General features: G+C 36.1%; 16 protein-coding genes. 2 read left to right on the top strand and 14 right to left on the bottom strand.

Annotated features, from left to right (window positions below; all coding sequences use genetic code 11):
• Positions 1-3: 3 nt before the first annotated feature.
• Positions 4-489, bottom strand: coding sequence for a YdeI/OmpD-associated family protein (locus WC623_RS17535; protein ID WP_372853453.1), 486 nt, complete (start codon positions 487-489; stop codon positions 4-6).
• Between the two features lie 24 nt (positions 490-513).
• On the bottom strand, positions 514-681 hold the full coding sequence (locus WC623_RS17530) for a hypothetical protein (RefSeq protein WP_372853451.1): 168 nt from the start codon (positions 679-681) through the stop codon (positions 514-516).
• A gap of 120 nt (positions 682-801) precedes the next feature.
• Here WC623_RS17530 and WC623_RS17525 point away from each other — a divergent pair, with 120 nt between their 5' ends.
• Complete coding sequence (locus WC623_RS17525; RefSeq protein ID WP_372853449.1) at positions 802-1,125, top strand: phosphoribosylpyrophosphate synthetase; 324 nt, start codon at positions 802-804, stop codon at positions 1,123-1,125.
• 74 nt (positions 1,126-1,199) lie between these two features.
• On the opposite strand, the gene WC623_RS17520 is transcribed toward WC623_RS17525, so the two are convergent.
• Positions 1,200-1,883: a phosphoribosylaminoimidazolesuccinocarboxamide synthase gene (locus WC623_RS17520; protein ID WP_372853447.1), complete on the bottom strand. Its 684-nt coding sequence runs from the start codon at positions 1,881-1,883 to the stop codon at positions 1,200-1,202.
• A gap of 130 nt (positions 1,884-2,013) precedes the next feature.
• Between WC623_RS17520 and WC623_RS17515 the strand changes: the two genes are divergently transcribed.
• Positions 2,014-2,793 carry a DUF4846 domain-containing protein gene (locus tag WC623_RS17515; RefSeq protein WP_372853445.1) on the top strand — a complete coding sequence of 260 codons (780 nt, stop codon included), beginning with the start codon at positions 2,014-2,016 and terminating at the stop codon, positions 2,791-2,793.
• A 20-nt stretch (positions 2,794-2,813) separates the two neighbouring features.
• On the opposite strand, the gene WC623_RS17510 is transcribed toward WC623_RS17515, so the two are convergent.
• From WC623_RS17510 to WC623_RS17460, 11 genes are all read right to left on the bottom strand, one after another.
• Positions 2,814-3,806: an ABC transporter permease gene (locus tag WC623_RS17510; protein ID WP_372853443.1), complete on the bottom strand. Its 993-nt coding sequence runs from the start codon at positions 3,804-3,806 to the stop codon at positions 2,814-2,816.
• 5 nt (positions 3,807-3,811) lie between these two features.
• Entirely contained in the window at positions 3,812-4,759 is a 948-nt protein-coding gene (locus WC623_RS17505) for an ABC transporter ATP-binding protein (RefSeq protein WP_372853441.1), read from the bottom strand.
• A gap of 3 nt (positions 4,760-4,762) precedes the next feature.
• Complete coding sequence (locus WC623_RS17500; RefSeq protein ID WP_372853439.1) at positions 4,763-5,620, bottom strand: NEW3 domain-containing protein; 858 nt, start codon at positions 5,618-5,620, stop codon at positions 4,763-4,765.
• Between the two features lie 119 nt (positions 5,621-5,739).
• A complete protein-coding gene (locus WC623_RS17495) occupies positions 5,740-7,077 on the bottom strand; it encodes a BNR-4 repeat-containing protein (RefSeq protein ID WP_372853437.1) in 1,338 nt (445 codons plus the stop codon).
• Between the two features lie 103 nt (positions 7,078-7,180).
• Positions 7,181-7,633: a DUF2059 domain-containing protein gene (locus WC623_RS17490; protein ID WP_372853435.1), complete on the bottom strand. Its 453-nt coding sequence runs from the start codon at positions 7,631-7,633 to the stop codon at positions 7,181-7,183.
• A gap of 44 nt (positions 7,634-7,677) precedes the next feature.
• Complete coding sequence (locus WC623_RS17485; RefSeq protein ID WP_372853433.1) at positions 7,678-8,211, bottom strand: dihydrofolate reductase family protein; 534 nt, start codon at positions 8,209-8,211, stop codon at positions 7,678-7,680.
• 65 nt (positions 8,212-8,276) lie between these two features.
• Positions 8,277-9,059, bottom strand: a complete 783-nt coding sequence (locus WC623_RS17480; protein ID WP_372853430.1) for a helix-turn-helix domain-containing protein — start codon at positions 9,057-9,059, stop codon at positions 8,277-8,279.
• A gap of 125 nt (positions 9,060-9,184) precedes the next feature.
• On the bottom strand, positions 9,185-10,561 hold the full coding sequence (locus tag WC623_RS17475; protein WP_372853428.1) for an IPT/TIG domain-containing protein: 1,377 nt from the start codon (positions 10,559-10,561) through the stop codon (positions 9,185-9,187).
• 17 nt (positions 10,562-10,578) lie between these two features.
• The gene (locus WC623_RS17470) at positions 10,579-11,871 is read right to left on the bottom strand and encodes a DUF5689 domain-containing protein (protein WP_372853426.1); all 1,293 of its coding nucleotides are present in this window, start codon (positions 11,869-11,871) and stop codon (positions 10,579-10,581) included.
• Between the two features lie 9 nt (positions 11,872-11,880).
• Positions 11,881-13,314, bottom strand: coding sequence for a SusD/RagB family nutrient-binding outer membrane lipoprotein (locus tag WC623_RS17465; RefSeq protein WP_372853424.1), 1,434 nt, complete (start codon positions 13,312-13,314; stop codon positions 11,881-11,883).
• Between the two features lie 9 nt (positions 13,315-13,323).
• Positions 13,324-16,719, bottom strand: coding sequence for a SusC/RagA family TonB-linked outer membrane protein (locus WC623_RS17460; protein WP_372853422.1), 3,396 nt, complete (start codon positions 16,717-16,719; stop codon positions 13,324-13,326).
• Between the last annotated feature and the right edge of the window lie 68 nt (positions 16,720-16,787).

The following is a 16,787-nucleotide window of genomic DNA, read 5'->3' as shown; positions in this document are numbered from 1 at the left end:
ATGTTATGGATGATTCCGGCCAACAAATCTCCCTTTTCCTAATAAAAAATCTATTGCTCTGGTTATATTACTATTAATACTTTGTTCTGTTTTTAAATTATCAATATATCTGACTATTTCTTTTTTTAGTGAAGGACTTAAGCGTTCATATGCAGCTTTTGCTTCTTGATTCTGATTTAGGGCCTCCATTAATTTAGGATGAGGCTTTATAGTTCTATCTGAGTGGTCTAATTCAATAGAAATGTTAATTACTTCCCCAATACGCTTAGGTGAGTTTTTAAGCATAAGAGCATTAATATAGAGTCTCCATAAACCACTATATTTTAATAAAGTTTGTTTGTAAGGAGTTTCATTAATCATTCCGCAAACTGGAATTGCACCTTTATCTTTTCCCGCTAATTCAAAAATACCGGTTAAAACATCCTCAGGCAATAGTACATAAGGATTGATTCCTATCATCGCTATTTCTGCTTTGAATTTAAACATCATAATACCCTTAATTATTTTGGGCAACTAATTTTCTTTTAGTTTATAAAAAACCCAACTGATCACAAAGAAACCGACACCAGTAATAACTGGTGGCCACATAACTTTAGGCCCTGCCATCCCAAAATAAATTATGGCTATGCCTAATATAACTAATAAAAATACGGCAATATTTAATATCAATTTCTTTTCCATGTGCTTATTTGATAATCGAATCAATGCAATATAATACCTATTAACAAGCTTTATTCAATTAGCTTAAAACTAAATCCATTTAAAACAGTTAATTTAATAAATTCAATAAATGATTTTGCTATGAATCCAATGACAACTGTTTCAGAAATACTGAATAAACTAAAAGATGAAGGATACACTGTAGACTTCAATTTAAAGGAAAGCTGCCTGGAATGCGAGGGTAATTATTTGCAGCTAATGCCTGGAGAATTTGAGGTGGACAGAACATTTCGATTCGAAGGACTTTCTGACCCTGCAGATGAGGCTATTATATACGCTATATCATCCGAAAAGCATGGAATAAAAGGCACACTCATAAACGGCTATGGAATTTATAGTGACAACATAGTTGATGAAATGGTAAAAGCACTTAACATCTCAAAGAACGATCCTGAAATTATGTAAATATTTAGGCCTTTAAATCGTATGATTTAAAGGCCTATCCCAGCGAATGCTGAGCTAAAATATTCATATGCTCGTTATCCCAAAAAGGATCTCTCCAATTCTAGAGGTACAATATATTTTCCGTCTCTATAAACACGCATATTTCCACCAGAAACTTCGTCGATTAACATAATTTCTCCAGTAGTTTTATCCTTTCCGAACTCCAGTTTAATATCATAAAGCTCTAAGTTCTTGGTGGCTAATTCTGTCTTAATTGTTCCACAAATGCTTTTCGTTAAAGCTTTGATTTCTTTATAATCCTCATTCGAAAGGATACCTAACATCGCTAAAGCATCCTCAGAAATAGTTGGATCACCACGTTCATCATCTTTAATAGTTACTTCAACAAAAGAATCCAATTCTTGTCCTTCTTCACAGTACGCTCCATATCTTCTTAAGAAGCTTCCAACAGCTTTGTATCTGCAAATTACTTCTAAACCTTTACCAAACATGTCAGCAGTTTTCACAACCATACTTACATCATCAATATCCGCAGATACATAATGAGTATTTACACCGTTCTTTTGTAAAAGTTCAAAAAAATGTTTGGTCATTTTCAATCCAGATTTACCAGCACCGTCAATAGTTAATCCAACAGTATTTGCTCCAGGATCAAAAACTCCGTCTGTACCTGTTACATCATCCTTAAATTTCAATAACACCTGGTTATTTTCTAGGCTATAAACATCTTTCGTTTTGCCTTTGTAAATTAATGTCATAAATTATTATGTATTGATTCCAGGCAGCAAAACTAACACAATATTCTGACCACTCTATCCCTATCAAATAATAGTTCTCAACAAAATAATCTTATCTTCAATATTATCTTCTCATGAGCGTTATAATTCTATGAAAACATTATTCCTGATCAATATTTTATCTTTCTTATTCTTGTCAGCCTTTGCTCAACAGACTGGAAAAATACCTGCACCCGCTAATTTTAAGAGAATAAATGCAGAGGCAGGTTCATTTTCTTTTTGGTTACGGAACACAAAACTTAAAAAGGATAATACTGTTTACCTTTACAATGGTAAGATAAAACCAAACCAACAAGCGCAATATGCTGTATTAGACATCAGTATTGGAAAGAGGGATTTGCAACAATGTGCAGATGCTTGTATGCGCTTATATGCAGATTGGCTATATGCGAAAAAGCAATATGATAAGATTTCATTCTTAGCAACCGATGGGACGGTTATGGATTATAGTTCCTGGCGAAAAGGCTATAGATTTGCTTTGCGCCAGGGAAGATTATATAAGGTAAAATCGACAAGTCCTTCCAATGATCGTACTTCCTTTGATAAATACCTGGAAACTGTATTTAGTTTTGCTGGGACGCTCTCTCTAACTAAGCAATTACGACCTGTTGCCGACATCAATGATATTCGCCCAGGAGATATATTTTTACAAGGAGGTTCTCCTGGACATGCTGTTATGGTAATGGATATGGCTATTAACAACGTTGGTGAGAAACGTTTCTTATTAGCCCAGAGCTATATGCCTGCTCAAAACATCCATATTCTGAAAAACCCTAGTTCCAATAGTCCCTGGTACAGCAATAAAATCTCAACAGAATTAAAAACACCAGAATGGGTTTTTAAAAAGGGAGATCTATATCGCTGGCCTTAACAAGCACCCCTAATTTATAACTAACTCCGAATTTCACGACGCATGAACAAATAGTATGAAAGTGCAAAGCAAGTTACAGTTGCCCCTATCATACCACTAACCTGTGGCCACACAATCATTAGACTCTCTTTGAAAGGTAATGGTGCAGGAATTGCTCCAGCCATTTGCTCCATAGTCATCGGACCAAGACTTCGAACGGAGGGCATCAACATGGTAGTGCTCGCATCTGTGTAAAGTTGATTGGGTGCTATACGTAATACATTAAGAATTAACTCATTGTAACCTAGTATTTGATCTTGAGTTAAGAAGGCCGGATCAGGTAATAATGATCTGATTGCAAGGTTAACAACAATTTGATAAAAGACTGTAAAAAACAACCATATTCCTATTGCTGTAAGGGCCGATGTTGCTGCTTGCCTGAATTTGATCGATAAAACAATTGATAAGCTCAACCAAAAACCAACATAAGTTATACTGATTACAATAAACCCTATTATTCGAAGTAACTCTTGCGGCTCCATTCTCACTCCGGTCAAGACTAGTCCTCCTCCTATCATCAGGAAAACCAGAACTAAAAATAGTGCGGCTACCAACATAAGAGCGCTTACAAATTTGGCCAACAATAAATTATCCCTATAAACAGGCTGAGCCATCAACCTTGTAAGTGTTCCCTTATTCTGCTCCGAATTTACAGCATCAAATCCCAGACTTATCCCTAATAAAGGTGCTAAAAAACTCAAAAACACATGAAAAGGTGGTGTACTATTATCTGTGGTAGTTAACAACTTAAGATATAAAAAGGTATGATCTGGATCATTAACATTTCCAATTGCTGATCTTATATTACCTAAAGACACATACATAGAGGCAATAAAAGTCAATATAATTAACCCAATCAGAATGATGAAGCGCCAACTTCTAATATGATCTGCCATTTCTTTGTGAACCATTACACTAAAAGGGCTGTTAACTCTTGTTTTTTTTACTGTCTTAGAAAGAGATTGACTCATCATTATCTTCAATTAATGTCCTCAAAATATTTTTGATAGATGTCATCCAAACCATAATCCTTTTGGTATACACCCAGAATACCGTAGTCCTTTTCAACAAAAAAACGGACTAACTCAGGGGTAATTACTTGCTCACATTCAAATTCTACCGTGTTTTTATTTATCGTGATCTGCTTAATGGTTTCCAATTTTTGCAATTCTTGTTCCAGTGTCCAAGGCTGAGGAATATCATTAACCAAGCTAATGGATACCACGTGCCCCGCTTTACCAAATAAATGACCAGATAAGGTATCAATATTGCCTTGAGCTAATAGTTCTCCTTTCACAAAAATTCCTACCCGATCACATACTTGTTGTACATGATGTAAATGATGGGAAGAAAGTAAAACCGTAAGTTCCTGCTCTTTACTTAAGCGTTTAATAAGAGTCAAAAACTCCCGTACACCATTAGGATCTATTCCTAAGGTTGGTTCATCAAGGATAATTACTTCAGGCTCTTTAATTAATACATCGGCCAATCCCAAACGTTGTTTCATCCCACGAGAAAAGGCTGAGGTTTTCTTATTCATAACTGATGAAAGTCCAACTATCTCCATCACCTCTGCTGTACGAATCTTGATTTCCTTTTCTGTCAAACCATTTAATCTTGCGATATACATCAGGTTTTCCAATGCGGTCATGTCATCATAAAAACCCAAACTATCGGGCATATAACCTACCTTTCTCTTTACAGAAATAGGGTTGTTTGTTGCATTATAACCGCAGACAAACGCCGAACCACTGGTTGGATCAGTAAGTCCCAACATCATTAATATTGTTGTCGTTTTTCCAGCTCCGTTTGGCCCCAACAATCCAAAGATCTCTCCCTTTTGAATGTCTAGGTTAAGATTATTTACAGCCTTTTGAGAGCCATAACACTTAGTCAGGCTCTTGAGTTGTATAATAGGATTCTTCATAGTCTATCTCCTACCGTACTTGCGGATAAGATAATACACCAGGAAAGCGGCCAATAAGATTACCATTATACCGATCCATCCAGAAAGCAATGATGTAGTCACCACCATTCTAAAGGCAGCCTGAGAATTCCCATTGCTATTTGTTGCGGTAAAAGTAGCGGCGTAGTCACCAGCTATTGTCTTATCTGGAACTTTCAGCTTTGCTGTTACAGCGATAGTCTTTCCTGACTCCAGTTGTTTAACTTTTGAAGGTTCAAAAGTAGCTTCCCAATTGGTCGGCAATTGCGATGAAAGATCAATATCGTTCAATGGTAATGTACCTGAGTTCTTTATCTCCAATTGTATTTCCTTTTGGCTCCCAGAGCTAAGCTCCTCACTCAATTTTCCAGTTGGAGTTGTCAACGCTATTCCATAAGAACCTTTTACAACGGCCTCCAGATTTAGAGACAGCGTATCAGCATTAGATACTGCTTTTACAGGTATATTGTATTTTCCTGGTTTTGTTGTTGCTGATGCGTTGATTTCTATAGTTACATCACGAGTGATCCCGGGATCCATATTTAAAGAGGTAACCTGGCTACCATCAACCTTATAACTAATGATCCAGCCGATTGGTAAATTTGTCTTGAATTCGAATACTGTCAATTTTCCAGAAGCATTATGCAGGCTCGCGTTATAACGAAATGTTTCATTCGTAGCGGCCTCGATATTAATCAGTTTTGCTGTAAAGCCTGATGGTCCGTTAACAATAGCAACCGGACTTTGGGCCTGTAAGGCCAAGCAAGATGCAAAAAGAAATAAAAAAGCGAATAATGATTTGAACCTTGTAAAAGGCTTAGTTAAGGAGAATTTTGCTAACATGATCTAAACACTAAAATTTATTATAATAGTTAAAAAATGTCTATCCAATATTTTCGTAAGGCGGGAACAAATCAAAAAAAGAAAATATTTTTTTCAAAGTGATTTAACATTTTTTAACATTACTTTTCATTTATAAAAAGGTCAGTATTGTATCTGGTATAGTGCTCGTAAACACCTTTCATCCACAATAGAATAGGCTTTCCTCCAGTATAGTGATCAACTACATAAGGTCTTATATTATTTAAAGTAGAATTACTGGTCAAGGCTGTAGTTTTCCATTTCTTTCCATTTAATTTCCAATGTTCAATTTCAAACACTTCGTTTACTTGTCGTGACATAAAAACGTTGGAAGGATTATTGTGATCAAGTACAATCCCTCCGGAATAATGCTCTTCTAATACTTTACCATTTTTTTCAGGCTTAGTTATGTATTTACCGGAACTTATCAATTTCTGGTCTATCCATTTCTTTCCATCCCAATTCGCATAATGATATATATGTTCATTTACAGAAGGATATTGTGCATATGCCACGACTGGATTTCCTTTTTTATCTAATGCTATATCCCATATCCAGGACTTAACTTTCATTTTCTCCGCGTCGTATAGTTTGTTGATCTTACTAATGTTTAATGGAACAGCTTGAAAACTTGCTAATTCATCTCCTTTTGTTTGATGAAATTTTCCATTTTCATAATACATGTGATATACTGAAGATGCTCTTAGTTTAGGGTGACCATCAGTAAACAAAAAGTGGATTTTTGATTTATTATCAGAAACGATTTTCAAATAAGGTATTTTATCATGTTCTCCATTAGAAATAAGATAAGATTTTGCATCAGACCAAGTCTTGCCATAGTCATCGCTGTAAGCATAATTCTGGCCCCAATTGGCATAGCCAGGCTTATCTGGCATTCTTTTATTTCTGCTTCGAAAAAACATATAAATACGGCTTTTCTCTGCGGAGAGCATTACTGGATGAGAATAACATATGAGTTCGTTTTTCAGGCCAAATGTGAGTGTCCTTTCTTCCTCCCATTCATTTATGCTCTCAGCATTTTTACTTTTACGAATAAAAAATCTACCATTATGCTCGGTATAGAATGTTAATATTTTTCCATCAGGCAGAAACAAAATGGATGGTACATTATGATCATCAACCTGTAACTTCTCGTGCAGAACAAAGGTTTCTATAGCTTTAGTATTAGCATCTCTGGAACTGATAACAACATCTCCTTTACTGCTTATGTAACCATAATAAATTTTTTCATGTTTTCCTTTATGATAAACTGCCCTGGGATCTGCATACCAGCACCATGTTGCATCTTTAGCCGCGATGGAATAATCCTGCCCAAAAGAAGCTCTTTCTTGTGAAGATGCATTTGTAGTAATGCCTATCAGCATTAATAATACTATTAAGCTTTTTACCATTTTCAATTGTTCTATACAATGTTTCATAAACTTTAATTAATTCATATCAGCATACTAATCGGTAACGTACCCGAAAATATAAAATTAACTCGTTAATACAAAACTATTTAGCATAGAAATCAATGGTCATTTATTCTTTTAAATAGCCTTTATCCCTAAGCTTACCAACTACTTTTTCGCCTATTTGTTTACCCCACTCCTGACCTGCTAACATTGATTCCTGAGTAATCAAAGGAGTTTTTTCAGCATATTTTTTACCCAAAGGGGTTTCGTAAAAAGCTATTACACCCTTTAAATCTGCTTCTGTTAAATGCTTCTGATATACAGGCAATATCATATTAATAAGCTGACCAATAGCATCTTTATTCAATTCAACAGCAAATTCATCCCAAAATTCTTTGGGAACATTTGATTGTTGTTGCTTAAACATAGAAATCATCTGATCCAAGGCACCTTTATATGCGGCTTCGGAACCAGATATCTGGACCAGTTTCTTTAATGAAGATTTGTAAGTACTATTTTCCTGACTAAATGAGAATGTTGCAACCAATACTAATAATAATGTTAAGATAGATTTTTTCATGTTTTACCGCAAAATTAAGTTGACGCGAATATAGCGGAAAGACATTAGTTTTTAACACTGTAACGGAGCGATACCAGGCCAGTATCATATGTTTTACTATCTAAAAGCGTAAGCTGGGTACGGATATTTTGTTCCTGGAACAATGGCTTACCACTACCTAGTAGTATTGGGTGTACCGACATCCACAATTCATCTACCAGTCCTTCTTTCATCAAGGCAGCGGTAAGTAAAGCACCTCCATACAGCCAAATGTCTTTACCAGGTTGCTCTTTTATCCTTCTCGCCTCTGCAATACTATCATCTGATATCAGGACTGCACCATCCTTAACGGATTTTAAGCTCTTTGAAAATACGTATTCTGTTACTGCCGGCATTCCTGGAATCATTTCTCCATTATTGCTATCGGCATACTGCTGGGCTATTTCGTAGCTTTTACGGCCAATGAAAATGGCATCTATACGATTAAAGAATTCATTTAGTCCATAATCCTGATCCGTAAAGCACCAATCATATTCACCGTTTGTGCCTTCAATGTACCCATCTAATGTTACTGCCAATCCTAATATTAGTTTTCTCATATCGATAATATTTTATACAGCAAAACTGCATAAATTCAATTGTCCAGAATTGTACAAAACGGACATCAAAATAAAATGTGTTGTTCATTTATAACCTGACGGGGAGAATACCCTGTATACTCCTTATAATCACGGATAAAATGTGCCTGATCATAGTATCCACTCTGGCAGGCAACTTCTGTGAGAGAAATACGAGGGTATTTTTTTAGATGTTCCAATGAATGTGTAAACCTGGAGACACGTAGATACTCTTTAGGAGACAAACCTATCCTTTCCTGAAAACTTCTTAAAAGCTGACGTTGACTGAGCCCAATTTCGGCACTGAGCCTACCTACGGAGATTGAAGCGGAGGAAAGCCGCATTTGGTTCAGGCAATAATCTACTTGCAAATCACGTCTATCTGAAGCCAATTGTTGAATTAAATATTTTTGGACGATCTGTACACGATCTTCATTAGAAGAAAGACCAGCTAGTTTATCCTCTAGCTCCGCTGCAAGTCCATGCCATAAATCAGAAAGAGCTACAGTTCGATCACTTAACAGATTCATCGGAACATGAAAGAACTGATAAGCCATTCCCGGATAAAAACAGATGGCAATGCAACCAGCCCCTTTACGCATCTGAACATCCATTGGTCGGCTCATACGAAAGGTTGCAATACTTTTTTGATGTAACTCATCTTCTATCATTGCCACTGGTTCACTTGAGTAATTCACAAACAACTCAACACAAGTATCTGGTAGCACTCGGATATGACGCGTATCCGCATCATCTTCACAGTCCATAGTACATACCATTTTTACGTAGGGACTTAGCTTTGGAATAATATCATACAACTGTAGACGCATACAATTTGTTAAATATCTTCAAAGATATCTTCTTTAAAAGAACAAGTTGCATGTTATTTACCAAGATAGCAAAAACAAAATAGCCTTTAAATCTTTGATTTAAAGGCTATAAAACACTTTTAAAATTAAGGCTTAGGAACTTTTACTATTTTTCTAATTACATAATTATTCATGTCACCAACATAAATATTACCTTCCTCATCCGCAGCAACATCTGTAGGATTATTAAACCTGGAAACAGCCGACAAACCATTTACAAAACCTGGAGCGTTGAAACTTGCATTTCCTGCAATTGTAGTTACGATCCCGTCTTTAATCATCCTGATAGTGTGTGTTGCGGAACCACTACCTCCTAATTCCGATACATAAATAGTTCCATCCTTGTCAATTTCTATTCCCCAGGGGTTATTAAATCTCGCTTTTAGTGCCTCCCCATCTACCTGTCCACCCGTGTTACTCGTATTTCCTCCAGAACCAGCAATTGTAACTGTTCTACCAGTGTGACGATCTATTTTACGGATCCTTTGCCCATATCTGTCTGCCGCATAAAGAAACCCATCTTTACCGATACAAACAGCAGTAGGTCTGTTCATTCTTACATTTGGCCAGTCCCCATCTACAACTCCATCAGTACCATTTCCTGCTAATGTTGTTACCATTCCTGTTGGGGATATTTTTCTAACAGCATGATTCCCGGCATCAGCAACATAAACATATCCATCATCATCTACAGCTATACCTGTGAGAATATTAAAACGAGCATTTGTCCCTTGTCCATCTAAAAAAGCAGCAGTGGTATTACCAGCTAAAGTTGATACTGTATTAGTAGTTAAATCTATTTTTCTAACAAGATTAGCCCCATTATCTACCACATAGATATTGCCATCTTTGTCTACCGCAGATTTATATGGATTATTGAAGGTAGCAACAGAAAGTGCTCCATTAACTGAACTTCTTGCTCCTGTTCCTGCAATCTTAGTTACTATACCATCTTTTGAGATTCTTTTTATTGCCTGTGCAGTTCTATCAGTTACAATCAAATCTCCAGTAGTCGGATCATAAGATACACCATTTGGCAGCATAAATTTTGCGCTTTCGATTGGTCCATACTCATCACCAGCTACACCATTACCTGCATATGTAGAAGTAATAAAATCATATTCTACTTGTGCTGCACCGTAGGTAAACATTGGACCTTTAGAGGTACGGTCATTTACCGTAATGGTTACTGTACCAGTACTTCCATTAGCTGGGACAATCACGACTAACAATGTATCCGTAGCACTAATAACATCAGCTTTAACCCCAGCAAATTTCACAATATTAGCAGAAGCATCTGTAGAGAAACGCTTTCCCTTTATACTAACAGTTTCGCTCGCCAAAGCCATTGAGGGTACAATTTCAGAAATTGAAGGATTAGTAGGTGCAAAATCTCCTGACTTGTCTTTACATGCTGTAAATAACACTGCAATTGTAAAAAAAACAATTAATATCTTCTTCATCTTTTTAATTACTAGTTTTAGTTGACATTTTGATAAACTTTAAAATCATCGATATTTAGAAACCCATTGTTTACTGACGATGTATTTGGCCCTAAGCCAAGTTTGTTAATTCTAAACCTTACTGGTCCAGAAACATTTACATTAAATGTTGCCAATTGGGCATTTTTACCGGCATCTGTAATACTGTTTCCTACTTTTGTCCAGGTTGTTCCCCCATTTTGAGAGTATTCTAAATCAAAAGTGCTTGCTGTAATTGCACCAAGAGCTGGAACACCGTACGAGAAAGTAACTTTAGAAGCACCAGAAGTTAAATCGAAATTCATTTCGATATATGCTGATTCTGAAAGTTGGTCTTTTAACCTTATCGCTTGTTTACCAGTTGGATTAAACTTATCCACATTTACAACGTCACCAATAATTCCCTGATAAATTCTCCAATTACCTGTTTTAAACGTAACCATATCATTAGTAGCTGACATTAAATAACTTGCTTTTGTAGATGCTGCAGCTAATTCAAAGTCTTCAGGGAAACTTGCGTAGGTAGCACCTGTTTCGTTAAAGGCATCCTCTTCGTTTCTCATTTTAAATAGCAACTTTGCTGTATTATAATAATTAGAAGTAGCGTTATAATAAGTTGGAATTCCCCTAAAAGAAGCAAGTAATGGTAAAGATTTCTGTGCAAAATTAGCAGTAGATTTTGTGCTCAAATAGATCAATATGCTGGCTTCTTCACCCATTTTCACATCTCCATTATACACTTCCCCTCCAATTAAATCAGGGAAAGCTATATTGGCAACCTCAACAAGCGTATTTTCATAATTAAAAAAATCGCTATAAAGTTGGGTTAATGAAACTTTTCGAGGAGCAATTACTTTATTTGATTCCACCTTATTAACTTTTGCAAAGCTTAAGTCATCTCCTTTAATTTTCATCGAGCCATTTTCTCTGTATAGCACACAATTCTCAATATCAATTTTAACAGAATCCCCATAATTAATTGATGTATTATTGTCCGTAAACTTGAACACTATACCAGAAATTTTATTTCTTGATGAGTTTTGTACTACAAGCTCATTTTCGTTAAAATTACCACTAGTTCTGTCAGAAATGACTACACCTGCAATTTGTGTAGCGCCCATTAATTTTTCTTTAGCTAATATCACATCGTCTCCATTGTGTAAAGCCTTTACATAGCTCATATATATAACAGGACTAACAGCACCATCAGATTCATATTCGTTTTTAGAACATGAAGAGAGAACTATTATACCTATGAAAAATGCAAAAAGTGATTTTATATCCTTTTTCATATAAATTTCTTATTTATTCCACCAAACTTTAGTTTTCAAATCATCCCCACCCATATTGGCTACGGCAATGCTATAATTTTCTCGATTTACCCTTTGTACGTTTACTGGATATTTTAACCTGGTTGGCATGATCCCATCATTTTGCAAGCCCGTGCCACGAGGTAAAACTGGAAAACCTGTACGTCTGTACTCAATCCAGGATTGAAAATCGGTGAAGAACAAAGTGTAATATTTCTGTAGCATGATATGGTGCAATTTCTGATCTGCATTATCATTTTCATACCATTGCGCAGTAGTTTCAGTCAAATATCCCGTTGGCACAGTATAGCCCCACATACTTAAGGCTGCTGTTACGCCCGATTCGTAATATGTTTTAGCATCCCCGGTGATATAACCTTTTACTGCACATTCTGCCAAAATAAATTGTAATTCCGGGTAATTAATGATATTACCCAATAAAGGTTCATCCATTAAAACCGCAAGATACTGGGATTGTGGAGCAGGAACTTGCCCAACAGGATAACCACTTTGAATACCCACAAACGCGTTTTCTTTTTTAGAAGCCCATTTTTCACGACGTGGATCTCCCCAATCATTTAAGTTATTGATAAAGAACTCACCTAAGCTATTGTTAATTTGAAAATCAATAGGACGATATTCTGCAAATTCAGAAAGATATGGTGCCGTGGTCTGGAATTTTAAAATGGCTGAATCGTTATTGCTTGTAAAGATTGGATAGTTAGATTTTCGTGTTTCTACAATATCCAGTATTTTACTTGTTGCATTTAACTCACCAGTTCCTGAAACTCTTAGTAACAGCCTTAAATAAAGGCTATTTCCAAATTTTCTCCATTTTACCAGATCACCAGCGTAAATTGGATCTAACTTTGCCTCATCATTGTTTAAAGTAGCTGTTTTAAATAATTCATTAGCTTCTTCTAACTTTTTAAACAAGTCTTCATAAATATCTTTCTGTCTATCGAAACGAGGCTGTAAAATAAGTTCTCGTCCCTTATTGGCATCAAAGTAAGGTACATCGCCATAAACATCTGTCAATAATGAAGAAACCCAGGCATCCAACACTAATGAAATTCCCATAAAGGCATTACTGTTTATCACATCCCCACCCTTGTAAATATCTTTAATATTGGTTAATTGTATGTACCAATTGTTCCACATATAATCAGACTCTTGTGGTCTAATGACATATCTATGTATTTCGTCTCCGTCTGAAAGTGTAACATGAACCTGCATCAACTCATGTGTTAACCTTAAACATCTATTCAGGTTTCTCTTTAATACGTCGTGTACAGCAGGGCCTAATAATGTTTCTGGAGTGGTATATTTTGCTCCATCTTTACTTGTATTTAGCTCGCTGAATTCTTTAGTACAAGAAACCAAGCTTCCTGTTATTAATAATGCTGCTATAATTTTTTTCATCATGGTTTCTCCTTAAAAGCTAAATGATATGTTAACGCCAAAATTTCTGGTAGAAGGGAATTGTGCTACCTCAAATCCTCTTTGGATATCGTTGCCTCCAAGCGTTCCAAACTCAGGATCATAGGCCGGCCAGTCGCTCCATACGAAAAGATCTCTACCATAAATACCAACTACTGCTTTCTGAAATTTCAATTTCTTTACAAATTTGGATGGCAAGGTATAATCTAACCTGGCTTCTCTAAGTTTGATAAAATCTGTACTGAAAGTATTGGCCTCTACGTTATCACCTTTAAAATGCTCATTATAATAAGTACCTATTTGTTCGGCTACCACATCATTAGGGCGGTAAGTACCATCTGGATTTAATTGTACCCCATCCCCAATAATACCTGTATATCTTCCAGGCAAGCTATTGGTTAATTTACCTGCAACTGATGCCGCTACATGCGTATGAGAATAGGCAACTGCACCATACTGACCATCAACCAGCACTTTTAGTCTCCATTGCTTATACCTAAAACTATTGGAAAAGCCCCAGTTAAAATCTGGCGTTGCCCTTCCTAAATAAAAAGCTTCTTCAGTTATAACAGGATATCCTTGTGAGTTATAGATAATTTTCCCTTCTGGATTACGGGAATAGCCTAAGCCATACAAATCCCCCATTCTACCACCTACCCTTGCTTCCATAGAACCACGAGGTCCAGTTTGCATCACATAAGTGTCTACACTGTCTGCCAACGAAACAATTTTATTTCTATTAGCGGCAAAAGTTAAGGTCATGTCCCAGTTTAGTCCTTTATGAGATTTAAGGGGAGTGCCATTTAATGCCAATTCTACACCTTTGTTTTGGACTAAACCAGAGTTCATTACTTTGTAATTATACCCTGTAGCCCTATCTAAAGGAACTCTTAAAATCTGATCTTTTATATTGCTTCTGTAATATGTGGCGTCTATACCAAATCTGCTATTAAATAATCGAATATCTGTACCAAACTCAAGCGTTGTTGAGAGCTCATTCTTTAAATCTTCATTAGCGATATATATTGGATTTGCCATACCCGAAGGGTATGTTGCTCTTGGCTCATAATCATAACCTGTTAAGTAAGGAATAACACCACCACCACCAACTTGCGACCATGAGGCTCTTAATTTCCAAAAGGACACCGCTTTAGGTAAGGTAAACATCTCTGAAACCAGACCGCTTAAATTCACTGATGGATAAGGAAATGATACATTTTCTGTAGAAAATTCTGTTGCTAGAACGGAAGCCCAATCATTACGGCCTGTAATATCTAAGAATAAGCGATTTTTATAAGAAAATTGCGCCAAAGCATATACGCTGTTCACAGCATATTCAGCGGTTCTAGACCTTGCTTCGACTTTATCCTTTACGTTTGCAAAAGTGTAAATACCAGGATATCTTAACCTATCCGCATTTAACGATACCATTTTATACTTATTCATCATAGTAGATCCACCTACTGAATAGGAAGCCTCAATATCATTAGTAATCTTGTGCTTATAATTTAACAGGAAATCGGTATTGGTTTCCATTTGATCTATGTCTTGCGTACGAAACATCCCATCTGGAAACCTAGCTGCATCTTTTGGTTTTTGTTGAGCTCTTGCCTCGGCAGCCCAGTCAATAGAGCTTCTAACCATTAAGTTTAAATTCTTTGTAAACTCATAAGTTGCACTAATTGTACCGATTAACTGATTCCTACTAGATTTATTAAGCATTTCATTTACAGAAAGATAAATATTATCTAAACCATTAGAAAAAGGTCTGATTTGCTTTAAGCCCTCACTTCCCGGCAGCCAATATTGTTTATACCAATCAATATCTGCATTTGGCACTAAAGCTATTATGTTGTACATCACCGTTTGATTGTTGTATCCTGTTGAGGGTAAATTATCGCTATACTTATTGTTATAGCTTAATTTGGTTGAAATAGATAATTTATCATTAACTTTTTGAGATACATTTAAAGCAATGGTATTTCTGTCATACCCCGTATTAGGTATGATCCATTTATTAGTCAAATTGGTAAAACTTAAACGAGCAGTAGTCTTTGCATTACCACCACTAACAGAAAGACTGTTAGTATAAGTTTGTGAAACATCAAAGAAATCTTTTCTATTGTTTTTATAAGGAACCCAAGGTGTCCGCTCTGTTCCTCTGGTCAACAAATTTGGATCCCACTGATAATATTCCTGTCCGTCGAATTTAGGTCCCCAGGCAGCACCTGTATTTTTCGTATTAGCTCCATCTTCTGTTGCACCCCAGGAATAATATTGATCACTACCTATGGCTCCTTGTCCATATTCGTACTGAAAATCTGGCCATCGGTTTATCGTACCAAATGTAGCATTGGAATTAAATGAAATGCCTAAACCTTTCTGACTTTCCTTACCTGATTTTGTCGTGATGATAATAGCACCGTTAGAACCTCTGGAACCATATAAAGCTGAAGCACCTGGCCCCTTTAAAACTGAAACACTTTCAATATCTTCAGGGTTTAAATCACTAATACCATTCCCATGATCTATCGGATTTTCTGAGCCTAAATAAGAGCCATTACCTTCAGAAATTTTTGAACTTACGACTACACCATCCACCACAATAAGTGCTGAATTGTCTCCGCCCAATGAACTTTCCCCTCTTAAGATAATTTTGTTTGATCCTGCAGGTCCGCCACCAGATTTAATCATATTTAAACCTGCAACCTTACCAGTTAAAGCGTCAGTCCAGTTATTAGAAACCGCGTCCATTAACTCTTCTCCTTTTACCTGAGTAACCGAATAGCCCAAAGATTTTTCTTCACGCTTGATACCTAATGCTGTAACAACAACTTCACTTAGGGCTTTTACATCTTCTTTTAATACAACTCTTAATTTAGTCTGACTTCCAACTTTAACTTCAACTGTCTCAAAACCTAAAAAGCTAAATACTAAAATAGCATCGCCATTTGGCACTGTTATACTAAAATTTCCATCGGCTTTTGTTTGTTCAACAATCTTTGTTCCCTTAATCATTACCGAAACACTCGGCATAGGCAAATTGTCTCTGTCTACCACAGTTCCGGTAATTCTTAACTGTTTCTGACCTTTCGGTTTTTCTAAAATGACAATGGTATTTCCATTGATGGTAAAGCTTAATGATTGATTTTCTAAAGCTTTATTAAGAACTTCTGTTAATGATGCATTTTTTACGGATAGCGTAACGTTGTTAATTTTGGCAATCATCCCAGAGTTATAAATAAAATTATAACCTGTTTGTTTTTCCAGTTCAGCAAGTACACTTTCTAGTTTTGCATTGGTCTTGGTTAGGGTAATTTGCTGAGCAAAGCTAGTTGCACTAGCTACTTGCAAACCTAACGTAAGTAATAAAACAAGAGTTAGTTTCATTATGAGCAATATTTTTGTGGGCGCATAGAAAATTCTACGCATTAAAAAAGTATATTTTTGATACATTT

The organism is Pedobacter sp., from assembly GCF_041645105.1.
In the GTDB taxonomy this organism is placed as follows: domain Bacteria; phylum Bacteroidota; class Bacteroidia; order Sphingobacteriales; family Sphingobacteriaceae; genus Pedobacter.
Note: the sequence above shows the minus strand (reverse complement) of the source record. Positions and strands in the feature narration are given on the sequence as shown.

Excerpts from the sequence above, each read along its gene's own strand:
- WC623_RS17535 (WP_372853453.1), bottom strand. The coding sequence starts at position 489 with ATGATGTTTAAATTCAAAGCAGAAATAGCGATGATAGGAATCAATCCT.
- WC623_RS17530 (WP_372853451.1), bottom strand. The coding sequence starts at position 681 with ATGGAAAAGAAATTGATATTAAATATTGCCGTATTTTTATTAGTTATA.
- WC623_RS17525 (WP_372853449.1), top strand. The coding sequence starts at position 802 with ATGAATCCAATGACAACTGTTTCAGAAATACTGAATAAACTAAAAGAT.
- WC623_RS17520 (WP_372853447.1), bottom strand. The coding sequence starts at position 1,883 with ATGACATTAATTTACAAAGGCAAAACGAAAGATGTTTATAGCCTAGAA.
- WC623_RS17515 (WP_372853445.1), top strand. The coding sequence starts at position 2,014 with ATGAAAACATTATTCCTGATCAATATTTTATCTTTCTTATTCTTGTCA.
- WC623_RS17510 (WP_372853443.1), bottom strand. The coding sequence starts at position 3,806 with ATGATGAGTCAATCTCTTTCTAAGACAGTAAAAAAAACAAGAGTTAAC.
- WC623_RS17505 (WP_372853441.1), bottom strand. The coding sequence starts at position 4,759 with ATGAAGAATCCTATTATACAACTCAAGAGCCTGACTAAGTGTTATGGC.
- WC623_RS17500 (WP_372853439.1), bottom strand. The coding sequence starts at position 5,620 with ATGTTAGCAAAATTCTCCTTAACTAAGCCTTTTACAAGGTTCAAATCA.
- WC623_RS17495 (WP_372853437.1), bottom strand. The coding sequence starts at position 7,077 with ATGAAACATTGTATAGAACAATTGAAAATGGTAAAAAGCTTAATAGTA.
- WC623_RS17490 (WP_372853435.1), bottom strand. The coding sequence starts at position 7,633 with ATGAAAAAATCTATCTTAACATTATTATTAGTATTGGTTGCAACATTC.
- WC623_RS17485 (WP_372853433.1), bottom strand. The coding sequence starts at position 8,211 with ATGAGAAAACTAATATTAGGATTGGCAGTAACATTAGATGGGTACATT.
- WC623_RS17480 (WP_372853430.1), bottom strand. The coding sequence starts at position 9,059 with ATGCGTCTACAGTTGTATGATATTATTCCAAAGCTAAGTCCCTACGTA.
- WC623_RS17475 (WP_372853428.1), bottom strand. The coding sequence starts at position 10,561 with ATGAAGAAGATATTAATTGTTTTTTTTACAATTGCAGTGTTATTTACA.
- WC623_RS17470 (WP_372853426.1), bottom strand. The coding sequence starts at position 11,871 with ATGAAAAAGGATATAAAATCACTTTTTGCATTTTTCATAGGTATAATA.
- WC623_RS17465 (WP_372853424.1), bottom strand. The coding sequence starts at position 13,314 with ATGATGAAAAAAATTATAGCAGCATTATTAATAACAGGAAGCTTGGTT.
- WC623_RS17460 (WP_372853422.1), bottom strand. The coding sequence starts at position 16,719 with ATGAAACTAACTCTTGTTTTATTACTTACGTTAGGTTTGCAAGTAGCT.